The organism is Mesorhizobium kowhaii, assembly GCF_042431665.1.
Taxonomy (GTDB): Bacteria; Pseudomonadota; Alphaproteobacteria; order Rhizobiales; family Rhizobiaceae; genus Mesorhizobium; species Mesorhizobium kowhaii.
Genome location: NZ_JBHLYT010000030.1, coordinates 78,286 through 101,415, shown reverse-complemented (window position 1 = coordinate 101,415; position 23,130 = coordinate 78,286). Strand labels below are relative to the sequence as shown.

The window sequence follows — 23,130 nt, the reverse complement described above, 5'->3', positions numbered from 1 at the left end:
CATTTGAACGACGGATGCCTTCAAGTCTCTCCACCCGGTTTCAGCACCGCTACTGAACGCAAGGACCTCAGGTATGGCTGATCAACTGGAGAATGCCGCTGCCGTTCAGCAGGTTACCGTGGCGGTTGAAGCCAGCAGCCTACATGAACAGGTGGCGACGATCAGGCGGGCGCTGACGGGATCGCCGGTTCGCAAGACACTGCTCTGGATGTCGGTCGGCATCATGGCCGTCATCATCGCAACGTCGATCGGCCAGGTCCTGCTCAACCGCTGGAATCAGCCTTTCTACGATGCGCTTGCGCGCCGCGACATGGCGGCCTTCCTGCACCAGCTTCTCGTGTTTGCGGCAATCGCCGGCGGGCTTCTGGTGCTCAATATCGGCCAGACCTGGCTCAACCAGATGATCAGGCTCAGGCTGCGCGAGGCGTTGACGGCGGATCTGATCGACCAATGGATGCGACCGGCGCGCGCCTTCCGGCTGGCCAATGCCGGTGCCATCGGCGTCAATCCCGACCAGCGCATGCAGCAGGATGCCGCGCATCTGTCCGACCTATCGACCGATCTCGGCGTCGGCCTGCTGCAGTCGTGCATCCTGCTCGTGTCATTTGTCGGCGTGTTGTGGGAACTGTCTTCGGGCTTCGTGTTTCATATCGGCGGCACCTCTCTGGCCATACCGGGCTACATGGTCTGGGCCGCCATCCTTTATGCCGGCACCGCCTCCTGGCTGAGCTGGCTGGTCGGCCGGCCGCTGATCCGTCTCAACAGCGACCGCTACACGCGCGAAGCGGAGCTGCGCTCGTCGATGGTGCGCGTCAACGAGAATGTCGATGCCATTGCGCTGTACCATGGCGAGGCTGATGCCAGGCGACGGCTCGGACTCGACCTCGGCACGGTGCTGGGCGCGATGCGGCGCATCTACACCGCCCAGATCAACCTGTCCTGGGTGACCGATACCTATGGCTGGATCACCGTCGTGGCGCCGATCCTGGTCGCTTCGCCGGTCTATTTTTCAGGCGATATCAGCTTTGGCGGGCTGATGATGGCTGTCGGCGCCTTCAACCAGGTCCACTCTTCCTTGCGCTGGTTCATCAACAACATCGGCAGCATCGCCGACTGGCGCGCCACGCTGATGCGCGTCGCCGACTTCCGCATCGCACTCGATGAAACCGATGTGCTGCACGACATGGAAAGGCGCATCGCCTTCGGCGAAAACGCCAATGGCAGCCTGACTTTCGAGAAGCTCGAAGTGGCCTCGCGGGAAGGCTGCGCCAAGCTCGCAGACCAGCATGTCGAGATCCATCCCGGCGAGCGCGTGATGATCACCGGCGACCCGGGCGCCGGCAAGACGTTGTTCTTCCGCGCCATTGCCGGTCTGTGGCCATGGGGAAGCGGACGGATCGGCCTACCGGCGGGAGAGACCCCCATATTCGTGCCGCGCGTCCCGTATTTCCCCGCCGGTACGTTGCGCGAGGTTCTCGATCACCCGAACGGAATCGCGCCGGCGAATGACGCCGACATTTCGGCGGTGCTTGCCGAGGTCGGGCTTGGACGGCTGTCATCCTCACTCGATCGCAGCGCGCGTTGGGAGCATGAGCTGGGCGATGACGAACAGCGTTCGCTGGCTTTTGCCAGGCTCGCCTTGCGGCAGCCGAAATGGGTGATCATCGACGAAGCCATGGACGCGTTCGACGGACCCTCGCTGCGGCGCGTGCTGTCGATGCTGGAGAAGCGTTTGCCCGGGACCGCGATCCTCAACATCGGACGCGGCCAGCACAACAATCATTTCTTTCCGCGCGCGTTGACCATCGTCAAGGATTCCGGTGCACAGGCGCTGAAACCCGTCCGCGTCAGGGCCGGCGCGATCGACCCGCCGCCGGCGGCCGCCCGCCGCAAGAAATAGGCTGTTTTTCCGGGCTACGAGCCCCAAGCTTTATTTTGCCGTGATCGCGAAGGAAGCTTCCCCGGAGAAACAAACCCTGGCGTCGGCCATGCTTGATGCTTTGCGCCTGCTTGCCTGTCTTGCTTGTGCCCAGGCAGCTCCCATCGCCTCGCCGCCGGATGTGCTGGCGGTCGATGTCGAGCTGGTGCTGGCGGTCGACATTTCGCTGTCGATGGACGAGAAGGAGTTCGCCCTGCAGCGCGCCGGCTATGTCGAGGCGCTGCGGCACCCCGATTTCATCCAGGCTGTCCGCGCCGGCCATACGGGCCGCATTGCGCTCGCCTATTTCGAATGGGCCGGCACGGTGCGCGATGACGCGATCATCGATTGGCAAATCATCGACAGCGCCGAGAGCGCCAACAGCTTTGCCGACAAGGTCGCGGCTCGCCCGTTCCGCAGCTTCCGCGGCACCTCGATTTCCGGTGCGCTGGCTTTCGGCACCAAGCTTTTCGACCGCACTTCTTTCGAGGGCGAACGCAGCGTCATCGATATATCCGGTGATGGCCCCAACAATATCGGGCCGCCGGTCACCGCGACGCGCGATGCGGCAACCGCCAAAGGCATCGTCATCAACGGCCTGCCGATCCTGATCAACCCATCGCCAACCTTCAGCCATCTCGACCAGTATTATGCACAGTGTGTGACCGGAGGGCCTGGTTCCTTCGTGCTGCCGATTTACGCGGCCGCCGAATTTTCGACGGCCATCCGGCGCAAGCTGATCCTCGAAGTGAGCGGCATTCAGGAGAGGACGAGGATCATCCCAGTCGATGCGGCGGCGCCTATCGATTGCCTGCAAGGCGAGCGGGACAGACGGTTTTTTTCGGACCCATATTTTCCGGAGCTCGACCGATGAGCTTCGTCGTAACAGGGGTCAGGCCGGACGGGCGCCGAACTTCTGCCGAAACTCATCGTGGAGGTCGCGGCGCCAGCGCCGGCCATAGACATAGCCATTGATCAGTTCGGGCAGCGAGTAGCCGAGATATTTCGACGAGCGGTTGGCCATGTAGCCCGAGAAGGCTTCCGGGATCCGGCACTTCAGAATATCGGAAATGATCTGCCGCGTGATCATGTAGGGCGGAATATGCGGGTAGGAGCGGGCAATATTCGGGTGTTTGCGCATCAGGTTCGCATAGGCTTCGACATAGCCGCGGCGACGTCGCGAAATCGAATTCTCCGAATTGTGCTTCGTCCAGTCGATGTTCTGGGACAACTGCGCGCCGAAGCGTCGGGCAAGGCGCAGCAGCAATTCCCGATCCTGCATCCGGGCGATGTCGCTGTCGTAGCCGCCGATGGCCAGCAAGGCCTCGCGGCGGGCTGTTATCGCCGATCCTGCGATCAAGATTGTCTCCGCCACCAGCGTTCGCTCCAGCGTGGCCGAGTTGAGGAATGCATCGCGATTGATGCAATTGGTGGCGCGTCCGCCCTTCAGGGAGATATAGGAGCTGATCAGCACTTCCAGTGCCGGATCGGCATCGAACCAGGTCAAGGTCCGTTCAAGCCTGTGCGGCAGATAGATGTCGTCGGAATCGAGGAACGTCACGACCGGTGCTCGCGCGCGCTCGATGCCCGCATTGCGGGCGGCATTGGCGCCTCGCCATTTCGCACCGACATAGATCAGGCGCGGATCGCGAATGCCGGCCAGCGCCGCCGCGGTTCCGTCCGTCGAGCCATCGTCAACGACAATATGCTCGAACCTCGGCATGCTCTGGGAAAGTACACTTTCCACGGCGCGCAATACCGCCTCCCGCCTGTTGTGGGTCGGCGTGATCACTGTGATGAGAGGAGCGTGCTCTGTCTTCCCGGTCATATTTCGTCAGCCATTTCCAGCGCAAAAATGCGCTTCCTGCCAGGTCTTTCGATCTTCAGGACGGTCAAATGGATCGGACTCCCCCTTCCATATCCCCCGTATTGGCCATGACGCTACTGAAAACAAGCGTCCGTGTCACCCTATCGTGATGCTGCTCAATGCGTGCAAAATGACGAATTCCAGAAACTAGCGCTTCAACTGCAACACTATTGCCGCGCGTTATGCTTGCAAATCGTCCTTGCGACGAACGACGCGTCTGTAATCCGGATGCGTTCCACTACGTCAGACGTAATCGCATCGCGGCCGGTGTTTCGGTAGATTGCCGTCGCGAGGCCGGCTGGTCGGCTTCGGTTCCCGAGGGAATACAGTCATGACCGCTTACGTCGTTGCCCATATGCGCCAAGCCCGGATGGGTCCGCAGCTTGTCGAATACCTGCAGAAGATCGATGCCACGCTGGACCCTTTCGGCGGCCGTTTTCTGGTCCATGGCGGCGATGTCGAGGTCATCGAAAACAAATGGCCGGGCCACCTGATCATCATCGAATTTCCCGACAGGCAGCAAGTGCGCAGATGGTACAATTCGGTCGCCTATCAGGCGATACTGACGTTGCGGACCGACAACTCGGAATCCGACGTGATCTTCGTCGATGGCGTTGAGCATCCACATAAGGCCGCGGATGTCCTTGACCAGACGTGAAGCCGACGGTGGCGCGGCGATTGGAGCAATTCCAGGAAAAGTGTGAAACGGTTTTCCGTCGGGAAAAGCGCGTAGCGCTTTCCCTAAGGGAATTGCGTCAAAACAAAGAGATAGCGGGATTACCGTGTCAGCAAGAACACCGCCTGCTGGCCGAAGAAATTCCAGAACCACCACGGCATCGACAAGCCGATCTTCTGGCCATTGGCGTCGAGTGCGGTTGCCTTTTCGACCGTCGCGCCAAGCTCGTCGCACAGATTGACGAAATCGCGGATGGTGCAGAAATGGATGTTGGGCGTGTCGTACCAGGAATAGGGCAGGTCCGTGGTCACCGGCATGCGGCCGTTGAGGAACAGCGACATGCGTACCCGCCAATGGCCGAAATTGGGGAAGGACACGATGGCGCGATTGCCGATCCTGAGCAGTTCGTCGAGAACCAGTTTCGGGTTGCGGGTGGCCTGCAGGGTCTGCGACAGGACGACGAAGTCAAAACCCTTGTCGGGATAGAATTCCAGATCCTTGTCGGCATCGCCCTGGATGACGCTCAAGCCTCGCGCCACGCATTCGTTGACGCCACGCTGCGACAGCTCAAGGCCGCGGCCGTCGACCTGCTTGGTGTCCTGCAGCAATTCGAGCAGCGAGCCATCGCCCGAACCGACGTCGAGCACGCGCGACTGTGGCGGGATGAGGTTGGCGACGACTTCGAGGTCGACGCGCTGGTTGCGGCTGACGTTCATGGCTTCGCCTCCTGGGTGGCGCATGATCCTGGACGGGCAAGTCTGCAACTTTCCGGGGTCATGCGCTGAGCCCTCTTGCCCGTGCCGCAGAGCCGATGAAGCCATTGATGGCGGCAAACAGTTCCGGCTCGTCGAGCAGGAAGGCATCGTGGCCGCGGTCGGTCTCGATCTCGACAAAGGACACCGATGCACCGGCGGCGTTGAGCGCGTGCACGATCGAGCGGCTCTCTTCGGTCGGAAACAGCCAATCCGAGGTGAAGGACACCAGGCAGAAGCGGGTTTTCGTGCCGGCGAACGCATCCGCCAGCCGGCCGCCATGATCGGCGGCGAGGTCGAAATAGTCCATCGACCGCGTCATGTAGAGATAGGAATTGGCGTCGAAGCGATCGACGAAGGTCATGCCTTGGTGGCGCAGATAGCTCTCGATCTGGAAGTCGGCGTCGAAGCCGAAGGTGAGCGCCTCGCGATCCTGCAGATTGCGGCCGAACTTCCGGTGCAGGGCGGCTTCCGACAGATAGGTGATATGGGCGGCCATGCGCGCCACCGCCAGGCCCTTTTCCGGGCGTCCGCCGTGCTCGAAATATTTGCCGCCATGCCAGTCCGGATCGGCCATCACAGCTTGCCGGCCGACCTCATGGAAGGCGATGTTCTGTGAGGAATGGCGCGCACCGGTGGCAATCGGTAGCGCCGAGAAGACGCGCTCCGGATAGCTCGACGCCCATTCCAGCACCTGCATGCCGCCCATCGAGCCGCCGAGCACGCAAAACAGTTTTTCGATGCCGAAATGGTCGATCAGCATCTGCTGCGCGCGCACCATGTCGCGGATGGTGATGATCGGCAGGTCGAGCCCGTAGGGCTTGCCGGTGGCGGGGTTGGTCGAGGCCGGGCCGGTCGAGCCCAGGCAGCCGCCAATGACGTTGGAGCAGATGACGAAGAAACGGTTGGTGTCGATGATCTTGCCGGGGCCGATCAGCACTTCCCACCAGCCCGGCTTGCCGGTCACCGGATTGGTGCTGGCGACGTGCTGGTCGCCGGTCAGCGCATGGCAGACGAGGATGGCGTTGGAACGGGCATCGTTCAGCGTGCCGTAAGTCTGGTAGGCGATCTGGAACGGCGACAGCAGCGTGCCGGCATCGAGCTTGAGCGGCTTGTCAGGCCCAAAACGCAGCACCGGGCTAGACGGCTGGTCGGCCTCGTTGTTGGTTTTTCCAGCGCGCAGAGCGGCCATTGCATCCATCTCACACTTTGAATCCACGCACCGTGCGTTCGAAAATCGATGCCGATGCGGTGTCCGGCCGGCGCGGACAACAAAAAACCGGCATTGCAGTCGCAAAGCCGGTTACAGGATGCAAACGGCCCTTTAGCAAGTTGTTTAACGTGGCTGCAAGCCGACCGGCCAAATCACCACGGAAGTTCGCACCTCTTCTAGGGCTGCGGCACGCCGGCGTCAACGGCCAGCGCAGTCCAGAGGCTGCCACCTCTCGACATTGCGGGCCGTGGCTTGTATTTCCGCTGCGGCTTCCAGGCGGAAGCGTTCTCGACGGATTTTTATGACATGAGCCAGACACCGGACAAGGCACGTCCAACCCCGCGCGCGGGCATCATGGACATCGACGCCTATGTGCCGGGCAAGAGCACGGCGCCCGCCGGCGTCGCCAAGGTCTACAAGCTGTCGTCGAACGAGAATCCGCTCGGTCCGTCGCCGAAGGCGATCGAGGCGGCACGGGAGATTGCTGGAAAGCTCGACGTCTATCCCGACGGCACCGCCAGACGGCTGCGTGAAGCGATCGCCGAGGTGCATGGTCTCAACGCGCAGAACATCATCTGCTCCAACGGCTCCGACGAAATTCTCGGGCTTTTGGCGCAGACCTATCTGGCGCCCGGCGACGAGGCGATTTTCACCGAACACGCCTTCATGGTCTACAAGATCTACATCCAGTCGGCCGGCGCCATTCCAGTCGCGGTCAAGGAGACCGACGAGCGTGCCGACATCGATGCGATCCTGGCCGCTGTTACGCCGCGGACGAAAATCGTGTTCCTTGCCAATCCCAACAATCCGACCGGCACCTATGTGCCGTTCCAGGAGGTGCGCCGCCTGCATGCCGGCCTGCCCAAAAATGTGCTTCTGGTGCTCGACGCCGCTTACGCCGAATATGTCCGCCGCAACGATTATGAAGCCGGCATCGAACTGGTCGGCGGCGCCGAGAACGTGGTGATGACCCGCACCTTCTCCAAGATCGGCCTGGGCGGGGCGCGGATCGGCTGGATGTATGCGCCGATGCACATCGTCGACGCCATCAACCGTGTGCGTGGCCCTTTCAACGTCAATGCGACGGCGATCGAGGCGGGCATCGCCGCGATCCGTGACCGCGACCACGTTCAACGCAGCGTGATGCATAACGAAACCTGGCTCACATGGTTGAGCGAGGAGTTTGGCAAGCTCGGGCTGCGGGTGACGCCAAGCGTCGGCAATTTCATCCTCATCCATTTTCCCGACGACCAGAAACATTCGGCTGCTGCGGCGGACGATTATCTGACGGCGCGCGGCTATATCCTGCGGCGCGTTTCCGGCTACGGCTTTCCCAACGCGCTGCGCATGACCGTCGGCACCGAAGAGGCCAATCGCGGCGTTGTCGCCGCTCTCACGACATTCCTGAAAAGCTAGAACACCATGACATCACCGATGTTTGAAAAGATCGCGCTGGTCGGCATCGGCCTGATCGGCTCGTCGCTGGCCCGCGTCATCCGCCGCGAGGGCCTCGCTCGCCACGTCGCCATCTCGACCCGCAGTGCAGCGACCTTGGCGCGAGCGCAAGAGCTTGGGCTCGGCTCCTCCTACACCACCGATGCGAAAGAAGCGGTCCGCGATGCCGATCTGGTCATCGTCTCGGTGCCGGTCGGCTCGTCCGGCGCGGTGGCCGAGGAAATCGCGCCGGCACTGAAGAAGGGTGCGATCCTCACCGATGTCGGCTCGACCAAGGCATCGGTCATCGCGCAGATGCAGCCCTATGTGCCTGATGGCGTGCACTTCATTCCCGGCCACCCGCTGGCGGGCACCGAAAAATCCGGCCCGGATGCCGGGTTTGCCGACCTGTTCGACAATCGCTGGTGCATCTTCACCCCGCTGCCCGACACCGACCCGGAGGCACTAGAGAGATTGTCGGAATTCTGGCGCCGCTGCGGCGCCAACATCGACACGATGGACCCCCAGCATCACGACATGACGCTGGCCATCGTCTCGCACCTGCCGCACATCATCGCCTACAATATCGTCGGCACCGCAGACGATCTGCAGTCGGTGACCAAGTCCGAAGTGATCAAATATTCGGCTTCGGGTTTTCGCGATTTCACCCGTCTCGCCGCCTCCGATCCGACCATGTGGCGTGACGTCTGCCTGCACAACAAGGACGCCATCCTCGAAATGCTGTCGCGGTTCTCCGAAGATCTGGCGTCGCTGCAGCGGGCGATCCGCTGGGGCGATGGTGAAAAGCTGTTCGACCTGTTCACCCGCACCCGTGCCGTGCGCCGCTCGATCATCGAGGCCGGCCAGGACATCGACGTGCCCGATTTCGGCCGTCAGGCGGTCGAGCACCCGGCCAAGAGCTAAGTCTGATTCAGACAGGCCAGGTCACAGCAACCATAGCCAGCGTCTCGGCGCGGCCGGGCGCGCCCAACCTGCCGCCGAAGCGCAGGCATTTGAGCGCGGCGGCCGCACTGGCGAAGCGCAAGGCCTGCTCGACCGGCATGGCTTCCGCCAGCCCGACGGCAAAGGCGCCGTGAAAGACATCGCCGGCGGCCAGCGTGTCGACCGCCTTGATTTTTGGCGCCGCGACATGGCGCAATGATCCCGTCGCGCGATCGAACCACCAGGTTCCAGCCGCGCCGCCCGTAACCGCGACAAATGCATCGCCGCGCCGGGCAAGTGCCTCACAGGCCTGGCGCGGATCCAGTTCCGCGCCGCACAGAATGCGCGCCGCCGGCTCAGAAGCGACGACATGGGATGCGAGCGGCAGCAGCAGCTCCAGCACGTCCCTCGGCGCGGTATCGGCATCGAGGATAGCCGGCCGGCCGATGGCGCGCGCCGCCTCCAGAGCAAGCGCTGCGGCACCGGGCCAGCGGACGTCGACCAGCACGGCATCGAATGCGGAGAGGTCGGCCGCCGGTAGTGCCTCGGGATCGACCTGGGCTTGGCTGTCATAGAAAGGCACGATGATGCGCTCGCCATGCGCGTCGACCAGGATCGCGGCCAGCGCTGAGCGCGCGCCACTGACGCGGCGCACGAAGCTGCAATCGACGCCTTCCGCCTCGATCCCGGCGATCAGCTGATCGCCGACAGAATCGTCACCCGCGCTCGCCCACAGCGATACGTCGGCGCCCAGGCGATGCGCGGCGCAGGCCGCGCTCGTCGCCATGCCCGCGGCGATCTGGACGCCGTCGGAGGCGATGAACTTGCCCTGATGGTCGGGCAGCGTCTCGACACGCAGGATCGTATCCAGCGTCAGGGCGCCGACACTCAGCAGTTTCACGGGCCGGTTCATTTCAGGGGATTCATGCGGCGCACTTCAAGTCTTTGCCTGATGCATGTCGTTGTCCCAAAACCGCTGCGCACCTTTGGGCGACATGCACTTATTCCAACGGCTTGATCTTGCCCAGGGGGATGAAGCCGAGCGAGGCCTTGCCCTTGACCACCTTGAGCGGCATCGACGGTTCGTTGCCGAGCAGCGCCAAGGCAGCAAAGCCCTGCTCGATCTGGCTTTTCTGCTCGGGGATGGCACCGCCGAGGATGGCCGCCACGGCCTTCGGGTCCTTCAGCTTGATCATCAGGTCGGCTTCGATCAGGCCTTCGGCATCGACCGACAGCGGTCCGGAAACGGTGACGCGCGCCGTGCCCGACGACAGGTCGAGGTTGCGGATCTCGATCGCCTGGCCGCGTAGGCTCTTCATTTGCGTGCCGATCAGCGCCACTCCGTTCTTCAGCGTCACGTCGCCGCTGGCATCGAGCGCCGGCAGCACGCGCCCGCCGATCGCGTCGGAATCGATCTCGAGATCACTGAAGTTGCCGAGATAGTCGATATCCCTACCGTTCGGCTGCAATTGGCCGTCCGCCTTGCCGGCGCTGAACAGTTCGACCGGATCGGTGTCGTCGGCCGGATCAGTCTGGCCGGAGAGGCCCTCGGCCTGCAGCGAAATCCGCCGTGGCAGCGGCCATGACAGTTTGACGTTGGCCTGCAGATTGTCCCAGTCGATCCACAGCGGCACCATGCCCGGAACGGAGGTCCTGAGCGGACCGCGCAGATCGGCAACCGGCGACAGAGGCTGGGTGATCTGGGCGACGGCATTGAAGCTGCCGGCCGAGGCCGCGACGTTCTTGGCATCGTCCTCATAAGCGAGATTGTCACAGGAGATGGCAAAGCTCAGGGGATAGCCGCTGACCTGGAGATTGGCGCAGCCGGCCTGGACGCCACTCTTGTTGAGCGTGGCAACCGCCTTGTCGGCTTCGCTTCTGACCCGGTCAGCCAGATAGAACCAGCCAGTGCTGTAGATGGCGAACAACACGACGATGAACGCGGCAAGCCACAACAGGCGGCGTCGGCGCTTCGGTTTGCGTTCGTCACTTGACGTCATGCTTTGGCTCTCGTTAACGCATGGGTGTTGTAGGCGGACTCGCGATTCCGACAACGATAGGTAGACAGAGGCGGACGGAAAAAACACCGATTCCGGTGCGGTGCTGCCACTCTTTTGCAATCAGGCGCGGCGATATGGGCGATTTTTGGGTGTTTGGCTATGGGTCGCTGATCTGGCGGCCGGGTTTCGCGCATGTCGAAACGCAACGTGCCCGCCTGCACGGCTACCGGCGCTCGCTGTGCGTCTACTCCTTCGTGCATCGCGGCACGCGTCAGCGGCCGGGGCTGGTGCTCGGTCTCGACCGTGGCGGCTCCTGCGTCGGCCTGGCGTTCCGCGTGCCCGGCGAATTGCGCGAGGAGGTCATCGCCTATCTGCGCGAGCGCGAGCTGGTCACCAACGTCTATCTCGAACGCACGCTCAAGGTTCGCCTCGACGGCGGCGGCACGGTCGAGGCGGTGGCCTACATCGTCGACCGCCAACATGAGCAATATGCCGGCGCGCTCGACGCGGCGGATGCAGCGGCGGTGGTGCGTGGCGCGGTCGGCCAGTCCGGCAACAATGAGGACTATGTGATCAGCACGCTGGAACACCTTGAAGCGCTGGGGATAAGCGACCATTGGCTGGAGGGTGTGGCGCGCCTGGTCGCGCCTTTGTGAAGCGCTGGCTCTGCGGAAAAAGCGGCCAGGCCTTTGACCTCGATGAGGCAAGACCTAGGTTAGGTTCCGAGCCTCAGCCAGGGCTGCATTCGCCCGCCCCCAATATCCCGGAGATACGCCTTGCAGAAACGCCGTCTCGGTCGCACCGACCTTTCCATCGCGCCGCTGGTTCTGGGTGGCAATGTCTTCGGCTGGACCGCTGACGAGAAGACCTCGTTCGACCTGCTCGACCGCTTCGTCGGGGCCGGTCTCAACGCCGTCGATACCGCGGACGCCTATTCGCGCTGGGTGCCCGGCCACAAGGGCGGCGAATCGGAAACCATCATCGGCAAGTGGATGAAGGACCGTGGCAATCGCGATCACGTCGTGGTGGTCACCAAGGTCGGTTCGGATATGGGGCAGGGCCACAAGGACCTGTCCGCGGCCTATATCGAAAAGGCCGTCGACGCGTCGCTGAAGCGGCTGCAGACGGACGTCATCGACCTCTATCTGTCGCACTGGCCGGATCCGACCACGCCCTATGAGGAAACCCTTGGCGCTTACGAAAGACTGCTCGCCAAGGGCAAGATCCGCTATGCCGGCTGCTCGAATCTCGACGCCGGCCAGTTGCGCGCGGCACTCGATGTGGCAAGCTTGCGCAGCCTGCCGCGTTACGAGGTGCTGCAGCCGGAATACAATCTCTACGATCGCTCCTCCTTCGACGGGCCGTTGCGTGATCTGTGCGTGGCCGAGGATATAGGCGTCATCACCTATTTCAGCCTGGCCAAGGGCTTCCTCAGCGGCAAATACCGCGGCGAGGCCGATCTTGGCCAAAGCCCGCGTGGCGGCGGGGTGAAAGACTACCTCAACGCGCGCGGCACGCGCATCCTCTCGGCACTCGATGCGGTGTCGGCCAGGCATTCGGCCAAGCAGGCGGAGGTTGCGCTTGCCTGGGTTATCGCGCGGCCAGGCGTCACCGCTCCGATCGCCAGTGCCACCAAGCCTGAGCAGATGGACAGCCTGATCAAGGCGGCATCGCTGAAATTGACCGCCGACGACATGGCCGAGCTCGACAGAGCGAGCGGCTGAACCTTCCGGCAGCCGCTGCACGCACGAACGTCCAAGACCACCCGCTTGTCTTGCCATACCGTCCGTCGCACGGAGCAAGGCAGAGGGTGAGATGGCCGAACCGCTTCTTTCGCAGCAGGATCTTTGGCACCAGCTGCTCGCGCTGGTGCTTGCCGCCGCCGTCGTCATGGGCAGCCCGGGGCCGGCAACGATAAGCGTCACCGCCGTCGGAGCCGCCTTCGGGATGCGCCACTCGCTGCGCTATACCTGCGGGATCGTCCTGGGTACGATCGCCGTGCTGCTGGTTGTGGCGACCGGGGTCATGGCGGTGCTCACGTCGATGCCGAGGCTGGCGCCGCTGCTGGCTTTCGCCTCCGCCGCCTACATCCTCTATCTCGCGTTCAAGATCGCCGCGGCCCCGCCGTTGGCGGCGCGCGTGGCCGAGGCTTCGCGCCCGACATGGCTGGCCGGGTTTCTGCTGGCTGTCGCCAACCCAAAAGCCTATGTGGCGATCGCCGCCGTGTTCGCCGGCGCCTCGTCGAGCCAAGGCGCCGGCGATATCGGCCTATGGCTCAAGCTGACCGTTCTTGCGCTGATGATCGTCGCCATCCACGCTCTGTGGCTTGTCGCAGGCGCAGCGTTCGCCCGCTTCCTGCGACAGCCCGCGGCCTCGCGGATCATCAATCTGGTCTTTGCCGCGACGCTGGTATTGACCACCGCGCTGGCCGTGTTCGGCTGAGTGTCGGGTCAGGAGCCTTTCAGGCTTTCGCGCCGAGTTCCCGCAACCGCTTCATTGCCGTCGGCGGAAAGGCCGGCGGGTTGGGCGCGCGGGATGCCTCGATGAGGAGCTGGTCACAGGCAGCCTCGGTTTCACCGATCAGCCGCTCCATGAATTCCTCCTTGCTCAAGCCGGGCGGGATCGGCGGCAGGAACCGGGCCTTGATCGTGCCGGGGTAGCGCAGGAATTTGCGGCGGGGCCAGTAGAGACCGGCGACATGGGCGACCGGCACCACTGGAACGCCAAGCTGCGAATAGATTTCGACGATGCCGTATTTGTAGGCCGGCTCGTCGCCCGGCGCGCGGCGCGTCCCCTCGGGATAAATGATCAGCTGGCGTGGGTTGCGCGCCATTTCCTGCCTGGTCGCGGCGACCACTGCCTTCAGCGCCTTGGAGCGGCTGCCGCGGTCGACCGGGATCATGCGCATCTTCATGATGTACCAGCCGAAGAACGGGATCCAGGTCAGCTCGCGCTTGAGGATGTAGAGCGGGTCCTGGAGGAAGGGGAAGAAGGCGATCGCGTCCCAGAACGACTGGTGCTTGGGCGCCAGGATGAAGGAGCCATCCGGCAGGTTTTCCTGGCCGGTGATGTCGTTGCTGGTGCCGGCGATCTTGTCATAGAGCCACATCGAGGTGCGCGACCAGAACTTCGGCACGAACCAGGCGCGGTGGCGAGGCGACAGGAAATAATAGGGGGTCCAGAGGATCATCTGGACGATCAGATTGACGTAGAAGACGAAATTGAACGCCAGCGATCGGACATAGAGCATGGGGGAGGCCCGGTGAGGAGGTGTGCGTTGGTTACACCAAGCGCGGGGAAAAAGGAAATGGCTGCAAGCCGCTCCAACCGGTGAAGAAGAACGATCGTCGATCGGTCCGGTTCAGCTACATCAATCGCGCCAGCCGCTCCTTCAGACGCGGCGCCGCGAAATCGAGAAATGCGCGCAGCTTGACCGGCAGCAGGCCGTGGCCGGCATGCACCAGGCTTACCGGCCATGGCTCAGGCTCGAACTCCTCAAGCAGGATGCGCAGCGTGCCTGACCGCAACGCGGCTTCGATCTGATAGGAAAGCACTTTTGTCAGCCCGACGCCGGCAATCGCCGCATCAATGGCCGCCTCGGCGGTGTTGACCTGAAGCCGCGAGCGGACCTGAACCGGGACTTCCATCCTGCCCTGGGTGAAGCTCCAGGTGGCGGCGGAAGCAAGTCGCTCGAAGGTGATGCAACTGTGTGTTTCCAGATCCTGCGGGGTCATCGGCGTGCCATGTTCGGCCAGATAGGCCGGGCTCGCACAAGCGACACGGCGGATCGAGCCAACAGCAATGGCGACCAGGCTCGAATCGGGCAACTGGCCGATGCGAATGGCGAGATCGAAATGGTCCTCGACCAGCTGGGTTATGCGATCTGCGAGCGTCAGGCGGATGTTCACGTCGGGATAGGCCGCGAGAAAGCCGGTGACGACCGGCAGCACGTGCAGGCGACCAAAGACGACCGGGGCGGTGATGGCCAGTTCGCCAGTCGGCGCGCTGTACTCGCCGGCTGCCGTGCGTTCGGCTTCGCCGACGTCGTCGAGGATGCGGCGGCAGGCGGCAAGATAGGTCTGGCCGGCATCCGTCGGCGTCAGCCGGCGCGTCGAGCGGTTCAACAGTCGTGTGTTCAGATGTCGTTCGAGATCGGAAACCTTGCGGCTGACCGTGGCCAGCGGAATGCCGAAACGGCGGGCCGCGGCGGAAAGGCTGCCGGCCTCCACCGCGGCGACAAAGAGCGACATGGCTTCGAGACGATCCATAGCTTCTTCCAGAAAATGGAAGGACGGATTGCGAATATGTCATCTGCATTTGAAGGATGGAAGGCTTTATATGGGGATTCTTGGCCTGTCTGCAGCATGGCCTCGACGAGCAAGGAGTTACCATGTCTGAAAGCCGCCCACCGCTGCCGCCATTCACAGCCGAGACTGCCGCGCAGAAGGCGCGCATGGCCGAGGATGCCTGGAATTCGCGCGATCCGGCCCGGGTCGCGCTTGCCTACACAACGGATAGCCGCTGGCGCAACCGCGCCGAGTTCCTGCAAGGCCGTGATGCCATCCAGGCTTTCCTGACTCGCAAGTGGAGCCGCGAGCTCGACTACCGGCTGATCAAGGAGGTCTGGGCCTTCCACGGCAATCGCATTGCCGTGCGCTTCGCCTATGAATGGCACGACGACAGCGGCTCATGGTTCCGCAGCTATGGCAACGAGAACTGGGAATTCGACGAACACGGGCTGATGCGCCTGCGCATCGCCAGCATCAACGACCTGCCGATCGGCGCGGCCGATCGCAAATATCACTGGCCGCTCGGCCGGCGCCCGGACGACCACCCGTCATTGTCGGAGCTTGGGCTTTAGGATTGTCCGGGCAAGGAGGCTTTCATGAATGCTCACGCTTTCACCAGCGACGTCGCCTTCACGCCGACCGTCAAGGCGATCCAGGCCCGCAAGGGGTCACGCCAGTCCTATGCCCGCGTCGAGGAGCGTGGCGGCTGGCAAGCTGATATCACGCCCGACCTTGCCGCCTTCATCGAGATGCAGACCAGCGTCTTCCTGTCGACGGCCAATGGCGATGGCCAGCCTTACATCCAGCATCGCGGTGGACCCGCCGGCTTTCTCAAGGTGCTGGATCAACACACGATCGGCTTCGCGGATTTCTCCGGCAACAGGCAGTTCATCACGCAGGGCAATCTGGCCGACAATCCGCAGGCATTCCTGTTCCTGATCGACTATGCCCACCGACAGCGCATCAAGATCTGGGGCACGGCCCGCGTCGTCGAGAACGATGCCGAGCTGATGGCAAGGCTAATGCCGCAGGACTACAAGGCCCGCCCCGAGCAGGTCATCCTGTTCACGGTCTCGGCCTGGGACTCCAACTGCCCGCAACATATCCCGCAGCGGTTCGAGGCGGCTGACGTGGCAGCGGCGCTCGGTGAACGGGACAGGCGTATCGAGCGCCTTGAACAGGAGATCGCGCGCCTCAAAGGGATTTCAGGCGCTGCCGCCGGGGGATGATGGTTCAGCCGCCGGCCGCGGTTTCGGCCAGCGCGATGCCGTCTGATGTCGGCTTCATCGGCACGATGCCGCGCGCCAGCGCCAGCAGATATTTGTTGTATTCGGTGAAAAGCACGCGCAATGCCCGCGGCTTGGTCAGCCAGCTGCCATTGTCGAGGTTGGTGTTGACCACCGGATAGGGCTCGAGCTTGGCGCCATGCAGCAGCCGGCCCATTTCCAGCAGGCTGCGCGGCATATGATAGTTGTTGGTGACGAGGATCACCGTGCCATAGGCATGGCTCTCGACCCATTTGGCGCTTTCCTCGGCATTGCCGATCGTGTCCAGCGCGGCGCGGTCGATGTCGACGCAGCAGGAGAACAGTCGCTTGTCGCCACCGATCGCCGCCTGCAACTGGCGGCGGCTGGCTGAAGGATGCACACCGCTGATCAACAGCCGCTCGCCCTTGCCGGACGCAAGCAGATCCATCGCGGCGTCAAGGCGGGACTGGCCGCCGGTCAAAACGATGATCGCGTCGGCCTTGGCCGGATCGGCGGGCGTCGTCAGATGGCTGACCTTGTTGGCGAACCAGCCAAAGCCGCCGGCAAACAATGTTGCGAGTATGAGCAGAGAGAGAGCGGACACGCGCAGCGCAGCTTTTAGGCGGCTAAGCTTGCCGTGGTCGAGCGAACGGGCAACCACCACTGGCGTCTGCCCAGCCGTCCCGGTCGATTCCCGCGCGTCCATCGCCATATGGTTAATCCTGAAATGCGGGTTTGGGTAGTTGAAAGACGCACTTTGCGTTACGCCAATTCTCCATCCGTGATCACCCTGCTTTTATCGATGTTATTGCCCCGAACTGGTCTCTGCTTCTAAGTGATGTTGATCAGCTGGCATCCGGCTGGCGGACCTCGATGTCGCTGAGATAGGCGACGACGGTGGCGTGCGAGGTTGCCGCCGTCAGTCCGCCGATCACCAGCACCATCAACACGACACCGAGATAGCCCGCCGAACCGATGGCGAAATTGCCAAACAGCGCGGTCGCCTGGTCGGCCTGCGGCGTCGCCATGTTGCGCGACGACCACCAGGAAAAGACGATGAACACGAGCACTGCCGCGGCTCCGCCGGCGGCAGCACCCTTCATGCCGGTGACCAGGAAATGCCGGCGGAATTCGCGCGCGATGAAGCGCGCCTCGGCGCCGACGAAATGCAGCACCTCGATGATGTGGCCATTGCCGGCCATGGCGCCACGCGTCGCGAACACCACGGTCAGCACGGTCGCTGACAGCATCAGCGCCAGCACGGCGATGCCGATGGTCACCGTGGTGCGGGCCATGGCCACCAGCCGGTCGACCCAGGTGCGGTGATCGTCGAGCGATGCGCTCGGCAATTTCGGCGTGATCGCGGCGCGCATGGCGGCGAAATCGGGCGGGCTGTTCTCGTCGATGGTGACGATGATCAAGCGCGGCACCGGCAGCTCGTCTATGTTGAGGCCGGAGCCAAGCCACGGCTCCAAGAGCCTCGCGGTCGCCTCGCGATCGATGATCCGGGTCGCCTTCACGCCGGGGAACTCGCTGGCCATCTGCGAGGCCTGGGCAAGGGCGGCCTCCATGTCGAGGCCGTCGACAGGCTTGATCTGGATCGTCGCCTCGCGTGAGATCTGGTTCTCCCAGACCGAGGCGGTGTCACGCACCAGCGTCACCGCGCCGAAGGTCAGGCAGGACAGGAAGGTCATGATGGCGATGACCAGCACCAGTGCCCGACCCGCGATGTTCTGCGCCGGCACGATCGGCGCCATCCTGCGCTGGGCACGCGGCCTTGCCTCGGCCGCCTCGGCGTCCTGCTCCTGGTGTTCAAGATGTTCGGCGGACAGCTCAGTCATAGATGTCCAGCCTTCCGCCGGCCAGGATCATGCGGCGCGCGTCGACCTGTTCCATCAGGCCAAGGTCGTGGGTCGCGATCACCACGGCGGTGCCCAGTCGGTTGAGTTCGATGAACAGCCGCAGCAGGCGTCGCGCCAGCGGTGGATCGACATTGCCGGTCGGCTCGTCGGCCAGCAGGATTTCCGGCTGCTCGATCAGCGCGCGGGCGATTGCGGCGCGCTGCTTCTCGCCGCCCGACAGAACCGGCGGCAGCACATGCATGCGTTCGCCCAGCCCGACCCATTTCAACAGCTCGGTGACATCGGTGCGGTAGCTCGCCTCCTCGCGCCCGCGCACGCGCAGCGGCAAGGCCACGTTCTCGTAGGTGGTCATATGGTCGAGCAAGCGAAAATCCTGGAACACCACGCCGATGCGTCGCCTCAGATGCGGCAGTTCGGCGCGCGAGATGCGCGAGCGGTCCTTGCCGAAGATAGTGATCAGGCCGCGCGTCGGCTTCAGCGACATGAACAGCAGGCGCAGCAACGTCGTCTTGCCGGCGCCCGAAGGTCCGCTCAGGAACTGGAAGGAGCGCTCCGGGATGTGCAAGGAGATGTCGCGGAGGATTTCCGGACCCATGCCATAGCGGAGGCCGACATTTTCGAAGCGAATCAATTTCGACGACCTGAAATTCGCGGCGGCAGCGAGCCAGCCTGTTCTGGGAAAAGACCATCGGCCGGCATGGTTAACCGGCGGTTAATTACTGGGCTCTTTCGACTCTTCACGAGGGCTCCGGTGGGGAAGCGTTAACCATTTGTGTTTACGAAAAAGAAACGAAAAGCGAACACGTGCTGCAATGCTGGGGCCATGATGGCTGAGGATCGAACCGCGCGCCCGGTTTCCGGCGAAATCATGACCGATCCGGCGGCAATTGCCGCAACGGACCGGTTCATGCGCGCGCCAGCGGCCGATATCGTCGATGCCGACTATGTGGTGATGCCGCGCCTTGTTCCTGCCGCGGAACGCGTTTCGCCGCTGCCGCGTGCAATTGTCACGCCGCCTATCGAGGGCATGGACATGTTGCGCAAGCCCGAAGCCCCGGCGGAGCGGATGCCGGCCTCGCGCGGTGGGCCGATCTTCTGGATCGCCGGTATCGGCGCCGCGTTGGCCGCCTTCTGGGTCTCCGGCGGGCATGCGCTGGTGCGCCAGGCGCCGTTCCTGTCCAGCGCGCAGGCGTCGGCGCTGAGCATTTCCGGGGTCACATCGCGCGTCGACGCCTCCGGGCCAAACCCCGTGCTGCTCGTCGATGGCGAGGCCGCCAATGATGGAGCGAAACCGGCGCCGCTGCCGCCGCTCGAAATCCGGGTAACCGGCAATGACGGGCGCACAACCCGCTATTCGTTGGGGACATCCGGTCGTTCGTTGGCTTCGGGCGAAAGATTCGGCTTTGCCAGTCGGCTCGACGTGCCTAAGAACGGCGTAAGGACCGTATCGGTCACTTTCGCGCAATAGGCGATCCACCGGGGAAGAACCACCAATGCCCATCGTACGCGGCAAGGACATCGAAGTCCTGTTTTCGGCATCGGCGATCGCGCGGCGCAATCTCGAGCTCGCCAAGGAGATCGCCGGCCACGATTATCACGATTTGCTGGTGATTTCGGTGCTCAAGGGCTCGTTCATCTTCGCCGCCGACCTGATCCGCGCCATGCATGATGTCGGGCTGTCGCCGGAGGTCGAATTCATCTTCATTTCCAGTTATGGCGCCGGCACCACAAGCGGCGAGGTCAGGGTGCTGCGCGACATCGACAATGAGGTCGCCGGGCGCGACGTGCTGCTGATCGACGACATTCTCGAATCGGGCAAGACGCTGAGCTTCACCCGTGACCTGATGCTGTCGCGCGGCGCCAAGAGCTGCGCCATCGCCGTGCTGCTCGACAAGCGCATGCGCCGCCAGACCGCGCTCAACGCCGACTATGTCGGCTTCGACTGCCCCGACTATTTCGTCGTCGGCTACGGCATGGATGTTGCGCACGCGTTTCGCGAATTGCCGTTTGTCGGCGTCGTCAAAGGCGACGTGTGAGCGACTTCCAAAAAGGCTTGTTGGCCCCTGCGCCTTCAGGAAAAGTCAACTTTTCGCAGCCAAATATGCCGGCCATGGCAAAGCTTCTGATCGTCGAGGACGATGAGTCCGTCCGCACCCTGGCCGCCCGCGCGCTTGAACGCGCCGGGCACACAATCGATATCGCCGCGGACGGCGCGCAAGGGCTTTCGCTGATCCAGGCCGCGCGTGGCGGCTATGATCTCGTCGTCTCCGACATCCGCATGCCGGAGATGGACGGCATCGAGATGGCGATTGCGGCGGCAGCCCTTTTCCCGTCGATGAAGATCATGCTGATGACCGGCTATGCCGACCAGCGCGAGCGCGCCGAGGAATTGAACGGCGTTATCCTCGATGTCGTGCAGAAACCCTTTACGTTGGCCGAAATCCGCTCACGCGTCGAAAGGGCGCTGATCTGCTTCGCCTGATCAGGCCGGATCGGTTGCAGCGAGCACGGGCGGAGCGCTCCTGCGGCGTTCGGAGTTGAGGGCGAGCAGGCCGGCGCCGATGATCAGGGCCGCGCCGATCACGGTCGTCGACCTGGGCACCTCGGCGAAGAATAGGAAACCCCACAGCGGCGACCACAGGATGCCGGTGTATTCGAAGGTGGCAACGCGGTTGGCCGGTGCCATCCGGTAGGCCTGCGACAGCAGGATCATGCCGGCGGAGGCGACGAAACCGCAGGCCGCCATCTTGAGAAAATCGGGCAACGTCGGCGAGAGCCAGGGCCGCACCAGGAATTCCAGGCTCGGATGGACGGCGTGGGTAATGCCGGCCAGGTGAAACGTGCCGGCAACCACGGCCGCGCCGACCAGATAGGCGCCGTTCTGATAGAAGGCCATGACGGTGGACGATTCGGTATCGCCGATCTTGCGGGCCATCAACTGCGAAAAGCCGTAGAGCGCCGCCGAGCCCAGTGAAAGCAGCGCCGCCCAGTCGAACAGCCCGGCGCCGGGGCGCAGCATCACGAGGACGCCGAACAGCCCGATCAGCACGGTCGCCAGCGTCTGCCAGGAGACGCGCTCGCCAAGATACGGCCCGGCCAGCACCATGATAAACAGCGGCGCCATGAAATAGAGCGCCACGGCGTCGGCCAGCGGCAATGCGGCGATGGCCAGATAATACACCGTATAGGAGGTGAACTGGATGAAGGCGCGCATCGTCAGCATGCCGAATCGCTTCGACAGGATCGCTGGCAAGCCGACATCGGCGTGGACGAGAGCAATCAGGATCGGCAAGGCGACGATCGAGCGGATCGCCATCACCTCGGTCACCGGATAGCCGCTCGACACGGCTTTGACGAGCGGATCCTGCAGCGAAAAAACCAGCACGCCCAGGCACAGGCTCAGGATGCCAAGCACCATCCGGTTCTGCATGTGCCGTCCGGGCTCCCTGCAAGCGAAAAAGAACCCGCCACCGTTTCGGGCAGCGGGCATGAGTGAGGACTCTTCGAATTGGTCCGCGGCCGATTTCGCAGCCGCATATCCAATGGGAGAGGCGACTATCGTCCGGCGTTTGACATGTTGCAAACGAATTGGAATGATATCAGCAATCAAATTCCCTTATGGCGGATTTCATGCGACCGAACCTCGACAGCGACCTCCTGCGCACCTTCGTGGCCGTTGCCGAAGCCGGCAATTTCACCAGGGCGGCGGAGCAGGCCGGCCGCACCCAGTCGGCGGTGTCGATGCAGATGAAGAAGCTCGAGGACCTGATCGGCGACAGCCTGTTCGAGCGCGGTTCGCGCGGCGTCGTGCTGACGCGGCGTGGCGGCGAACTCATCGTCAACGCTCGCCGCATCGTTTCGCTGCTCGACGAGACGGCGGCGTCGATGGCAGCGGCGCCGCTTGGCGGGCCGGTGCGCATCGGCATTCCGGAGGAATATGGCCACGCCATCCTGTCGCGCGCGCTCGGCGCTTTTTCGAAGCGCCACACGCAGGTCGAGGTCACCGTGCGCTATGCGCATTCGGGGGCGCAGGTGGCGGCGCTCGCCGCCGGCGAACTCGATCTGTGCGTGGTTTTCGAATGGCAGGATCCTGCCGGCGGCGAAGTGCTGATGCACGATCCGACGGTGTGGGTGACATCGACCCTGCATCACATGCACGAGGAGCGGCCGGTGCCGATCGCGCTCTACAACCGGGCCGGCTGGTGCAAGGACTTCGCCGTCAAATCGCTGGAACAGCGCGGTCTTGCCTATCGCGTCGCCTATACGAGCGACACCACTGGCGGCTTGAAGCTCGCCGTCACCTCCGGGCTGGCGATCGCGCCGATCTCACGCAGCAACATTCCGGCCGGCTGTCGCGAACTGACGTCCGCGGACGGGTTCGGCGATATCGATTCCTCGAATGTGGTGATGCACCGCAACCCAAATGCCTCCAGTGAGGCGATCGACGGCATGCAGGAGGCAATCCGCGAGGCGTTCGTCAACAGGCAGATTTAGTGCATGTCGCCCAAAAGTATGCAGCGGTTTTGGTATGACGACATGCACAAAACAAAGACTTAAGCGGCCGCTTCCTCGTAGAAATGCAGCCGGTTGCCGAACGGATCGGCGACCGATATTTCGTGGGACTTCCACGGTGTCTCTTCCAGGCCCGGCCTGGCGAAGCGGTAGTTTTTGCCGATCAGCTCGCGATGAAATGCTGCGATGTCCTCGACCTTGATGCGCACGGCAATGCCAGGTGCGCCGTCGCCGTGATGTTCGCTGAGATGCAGCACGCAGCCGTCGCGGCCGACCGCCATGTAGAGCGGCGCGTTGCAGTCGAAGCGATGCTCCCATTGCACCTCGAAGCTGAGGAAGCCGACATAGAATTCACGCGCCTTGGCAATGTCGAAGATGCGCAGGATGGGCGTGACAGCGCCAAGTTTCGGCATGGTGC

At 63.3% G+C, this 23,130-nt stretch carries 26 protein-coding genes and 1 riboswitch; of the genes, 14 read left to right on the top strand and 12 right to left on the bottom strand.

Annotation, left to right across the window (positions count from 1 at the left end):
* The first annotated feature begins 73 nt into the window (after positions 1 to 73).
* Both ACFFNA_RS17910 and ACFFNA_RS17905 read left to right on the top strand, forming a co-directional pair.
* The gene (locus ACFFNA_RS17910) at positions 74 to 1,900 is read left to right on the top strand and encodes an ABC transporter ATP-binding protein/permease (protein ID WP_378920340.1); all 1,827 of its coding nucleotides are present in this window, start codon (positions 74 to 76) and stop codon (positions 1,898 to 1,900) included.
* An 88-nt stretch (positions 1,901 to 1,988) separates the two neighbouring features.
* Entirely contained in the window at positions 1,989 to 2,792 is an 804-nt protein-coding gene (locus ACFFNA_RS17905; protein ID WP_378920338.1) for a DUF1194 domain-containing protein, read from the top strand.
* A gap of 18 nt (positions 2,793 to 2,810) precedes the next feature.
* On the opposite strand, the gene ACFFNA_RS17900 is transcribed toward ACFFNA_RS17905, so the two are convergent.
* Entirely contained in the window at positions 2,811 to 3,746 is a 936-nt protein-coding gene (locus tag ACFFNA_RS17900) for a glycosyltransferase family 2 protein (protein ID WP_378920336.1), read from the bottom strand.
* A 370-nt stretch (positions 3,747 to 4,116) separates the two neighbouring features.
* On the opposite strand from ACFFNA_RS17900, the gene ACFFNA_RS17895 reads away from it, so the two are divergent.
* The gene (locus ACFFNA_RS17895; RefSeq protein ID WP_378920334.1) at positions 4,117 to 4,443 is read left to right on the top strand and encodes a DUF1330 domain-containing protein; all 327 of its coding nucleotides are present in this window, start codon (positions 4,117 to 4,119) and stop codon (positions 4,441 to 4,443) included.
* 119 nt (positions 4,444 to 4,562) lie between these two features.
* On the opposite strand, the gene metW is transcribed toward ACFFNA_RS17895, so the two are convergent.
* On the bottom strand, positions 4,563 to 5,177 hold the full coding sequence (gene metW, locus ACFFNA_RS17890; RefSeq protein WP_111544524.1) for a methionine biosynthesis protein MetW: 615 nt from the start codon (positions 5,175 to 5,177) through the stop codon (positions 4,563 to 4,565).
* Between the two features lie 58 nt (positions 5,178 to 5,235).
* Positions 5,236 to 6,405 (bottom strand): homoserine O-acetyltransferase MetX, encoded by a 1,170-nt coding sequence (gene metX / locus ACFFNA_RS17885; RefSeq protein ID WP_378920332.1) that lies wholly within the window; start codon positions 6,403 to 6,405, stop codon positions 5,236 to 5,238.
* Between the two features lie 112 nt (positions 6,406 to 6,517).
* A riboswitch (SAM riboswitch) is annotated at positions 6,518 to 6,595 on the bottom strand.
* A gap of 137 nt (positions 6,596 to 6,732) precedes the next feature.
* On the opposite strand from metX, the gene hisC reads away from it, so the two are divergent.
* Both hisC and ACFFNA_RS17875 read left to right on the top strand, forming a co-directional pair.
* Positions 6,733 to 7,842 carry a histidinol-phosphate transaminase gene (hisC, locus tag ACFFNA_RS17880; protein ID WP_111544522.1) on the top strand — a complete coding sequence of 370 codons (1,110 nt, stop codon included), beginning with the start codon at positions 6,733 to 6,735 and terminating at the stop codon, positions 7,840 to 7,842.
* Between the two features lie 6 nt (positions 7,843 to 7,848).
* The gene (locus ACFFNA_RS17875) at positions 7,849 to 8,784 is read left to right on the top strand and encodes a prephenate/arogenate dehydrogenase family protein (RefSeq protein WP_208647070.1); all 936 of its coding nucleotides are present in this window, start codon (positions 7,849 to 7,851) and stop codon (positions 8,782 to 8,784) included.
* A gap of 7 nt (positions 8,785 to 8,791) precedes the next feature.
* Here the strand turns inward: ACFFNA_RS17875 and ACFFNA_RS17870 are convergent, their stop codons facing one another.
* Together ACFFNA_RS17870 and ACFFNA_RS17865 are read right to left on the bottom strand one after the other, a co-directional pair.
* Positions 8,792 to 9,715 carry a sugar kinase gene (locus ACFFNA_RS17870; protein ID WP_378920329.1) on the bottom strand — a complete coding sequence of 308 codons (924 nt, stop codon included), beginning with the start codon at positions 9,713 to 9,715 and terminating at the stop codon, positions 8,792 to 8,794.
* Between the two features lie 88 nt (positions 9,716 to 9,803).
* Positions 9,804 to 10,802 (bottom strand): DUF2125 domain-containing protein, encoded by a 999-nt coding sequence (locus tag ACFFNA_RS17865; protein WP_378920327.1) that lies wholly within the window; start codon positions 10,800 to 10,802, stop codon positions 9,804 to 9,806.
* A 134-nt stretch (positions 10,803 to 10,936) separates the two neighbouring features.
* Between ACFFNA_RS17865 and ACFFNA_RS17860 the strand changes: the two genes are divergently transcribed.
* The 3 genes from ACFFNA_RS17860 (at position 10,937) to ACFFNA_RS17850 (ending at position 13,244) form a co-directional block, all read left to right on the top strand.
* A complete protein-coding gene (locus ACFFNA_RS17860) occupies positions 10,937 to 11,458 on the top strand; it encodes a gamma-glutamylcyclotransferase (protein ID WP_378920325.1) in 522 nt (173 codons plus the stop codon).
* 120 nt (positions 11,459 to 11,578) lie between these two features.
* Positions 11,579 to 12,526 carry an aldo/keto reductase gene (locus tag ACFFNA_RS17855; protein ID WP_378920323.1) on the top strand — a complete coding sequence of 316 codons (948 nt, stop codon included), beginning with the start codon at positions 11,579 to 11,581 and terminating at the stop codon, positions 12,524 to 12,526.
* Between the two features lie 91 nt (positions 12,527 to 12,617).
* On the top strand, positions 12,618 to 13,244 hold the full coding sequence (locus ACFFNA_RS17850) for a LysE family translocator (protein ID WP_378920321.1): 627 nt from the start codon (positions 12,618 to 12,620) through the stop codon (positions 13,242 to 13,244).
* Positions 13,245 to 13,263: 19 nt separating this feature from the next.
* Here ACFFNA_RS17850 and ACFFNA_RS17845 read toward each other — a convergent pair whose 3' ends face one another.
* Both ACFFNA_RS17845 and ACFFNA_RS17840 read right to left on the bottom strand, forming a co-directional pair.
* Positions 13,264 to 14,052 carry a lysophospholipid acyltransferase family protein gene (locus ACFFNA_RS17845; RefSeq protein ID WP_378920319.1) on the bottom strand — a complete coding sequence of 263 codons (789 nt, stop codon included), beginning with the start codon at positions 14,050 to 14,052 and terminating at the stop codon, positions 13,264 to 13,266.
* A 115-nt stretch (positions 14,053 to 14,167) separates the two neighbouring features.
* Positions 14,168 to 15,070: a LysR family transcriptional regulator gene (locus ACFFNA_RS17840; protein ID WP_378920317.1), complete on the bottom strand. Its 903-nt coding sequence runs from the start codon at positions 15,068 to 15,070 to the stop codon at positions 14,168 to 14,170.
* Positions 15,071 to 15,192: 122 nt separating this feature from the next.
* Here ACFFNA_RS17840 and ACFFNA_RS17835 point away from each other — a divergent pair, with 122 nt between their 5' ends.
* On the top strand, positions 15,193 to 15,663 hold the full coding sequence (locus ACFFNA_RS17835; protein ID WP_111544521.1) for a nuclear transport factor 2 family protein: 471 nt from the start codon (positions 15,193 to 15,195) through the stop codon (positions 15,661 to 15,663).
* A gap of 24 nt (positions 15,664 to 15,687) precedes the next feature.
* Positions 15,688 to 16,320, top strand: a complete 633-nt coding sequence (locus ACFFNA_RS17830; RefSeq protein WP_111544277.1) for a pyridoxamine 5'-phosphate oxidase family protein — start codon at positions 15,688 to 15,690, stop codon at positions 16,318 to 16,320.
* 4 nt (positions 16,321 to 16,324) lie between these two features.
* Here the strand turns inward: ACFFNA_RS17830 and ACFFNA_RS17825 are convergent, their stop codons facing one another.
* The 3 genes from ACFFNA_RS17825 to ftsE all read right to left on the bottom strand — a co-directional run bounded on the left by ACFFNA_RS17825 (position 16,325) and on the right by ftsE (position 18,831).
* Complete coding sequence (locus ACFFNA_RS17825) at positions 16,325 to 17,050, bottom strand: YdcF family protein (protein ID WP_378920314.1); 726 nt, start codon at positions 17,048 to 17,050, stop codon at positions 16,325 to 16,327.
* A 133-nt stretch (positions 17,051 to 17,183) separates the two neighbouring features.
* A complete protein-coding gene (locus ACFFNA_RS17820; protein WP_378920312.1) occupies positions 17,184 to 18,179 on the bottom strand; it encodes a cell division protein FtsX in 996 nt (331 codons plus the stop codon).
* Positions 18,172 to 18,831, bottom strand: a complete 660-nt coding sequence (ftsE, locus tag ACFFNA_RS17815; protein ID WP_027023302.1) for a cell division ATP-binding protein FtsE — start codon at positions 18,829 to 18,831, stop codon at positions 18,172 to 18,174. The genes ACFFNA_RS17820 and ftsE overlap by 8 nt, the downstream gene beginning before the upstream one ends.
* Positions 18,832 to 19,023: 192 nt before the next feature.
* On the opposite strand from ftsE, the gene ACFFNA_RS17810 reads away from it, so the two are divergent.
* The 3 genes from ACFFNA_RS17810 to ACFFNA_RS17800 all read left to right on the top strand — a co-directional run bounded on the left by ACFFNA_RS17810 (position 19,024) and on the right by ACFFNA_RS17800 (position 20,682).
* The gene (locus tag ACFFNA_RS17810; RefSeq protein ID WP_378920309.1) at positions 19,024 to 19,668 is read left to right on the top strand and encodes a hypothetical protein; all 645 of its coding nucleotides are present in this window, start codon (positions 19,024 to 19,026) and stop codon (positions 19,666 to 19,668) included.
* Positions 19,669 to 19,693: 25 nt separating this feature from the next.
* On the top strand, positions 19,694 to 20,236 hold the full coding sequence (gene hpt / locus ACFFNA_RS17805; protein ID WP_111544273.1) for a hypoxanthine phosphoribosyltransferase: 543 nt from the start codon (positions 19,694 to 19,696) through the stop codon (positions 20,234 to 20,236).
* 74 nt (positions 20,237 to 20,310) lie between these two features.
* On the top strand, positions 20,311 to 20,682 hold the full coding sequence (locus ACFFNA_RS17800) for a response regulator (protein ID WP_167458462.1): 372 nt from the start codon (positions 20,311 to 20,313) through the stop codon (positions 20,680 to 20,682).
* On the opposite strand, the gene ACFFNA_RS17795 is transcribed toward ACFFNA_RS17800, so the two are convergent.
* Complete coding sequence (locus ACFFNA_RS17795; RefSeq protein WP_111544271.1) at positions 20,683 to 21,630, bottom strand: DMT family transporter; 948 nt, start codon at positions 21,628 to 21,630, stop codon at positions 20,683 to 20,685.
* 200 nt (positions 21,631 to 21,830) lie between these two features.
* On the opposite strand from ACFFNA_RS17795, the gene ACFFNA_RS17790 reads away from it, so the two are divergent.
* Positions 21,831 to 22,694, top strand: a complete 864-nt coding sequence (locus ACFFNA_RS17790; RefSeq protein ID WP_378920306.1) for a LysR family transcriptional regulator — start codon at positions 21,831 to 21,833, stop codon at positions 22,692 to 22,694.
* Between the two features lie 59 nt (positions 22,695 to 22,753).
* On the opposite strand, the gene ACFFNA_RS17785 is transcribed toward ACFFNA_RS17790, so the two are convergent.
* Positions 22,754 to 23,125 (bottom strand): glyoxalase superfamily protein, encoded by a 372-nt coding sequence (locus ACFFNA_RS17785; RefSeq protein ID WP_378920304.1) that lies wholly within the window; start codon positions 23,123 to 23,125, stop codon positions 22,754 to 22,756.
* Positions 23,126 to 23,130: the final 5 nt, after the last annotated feature.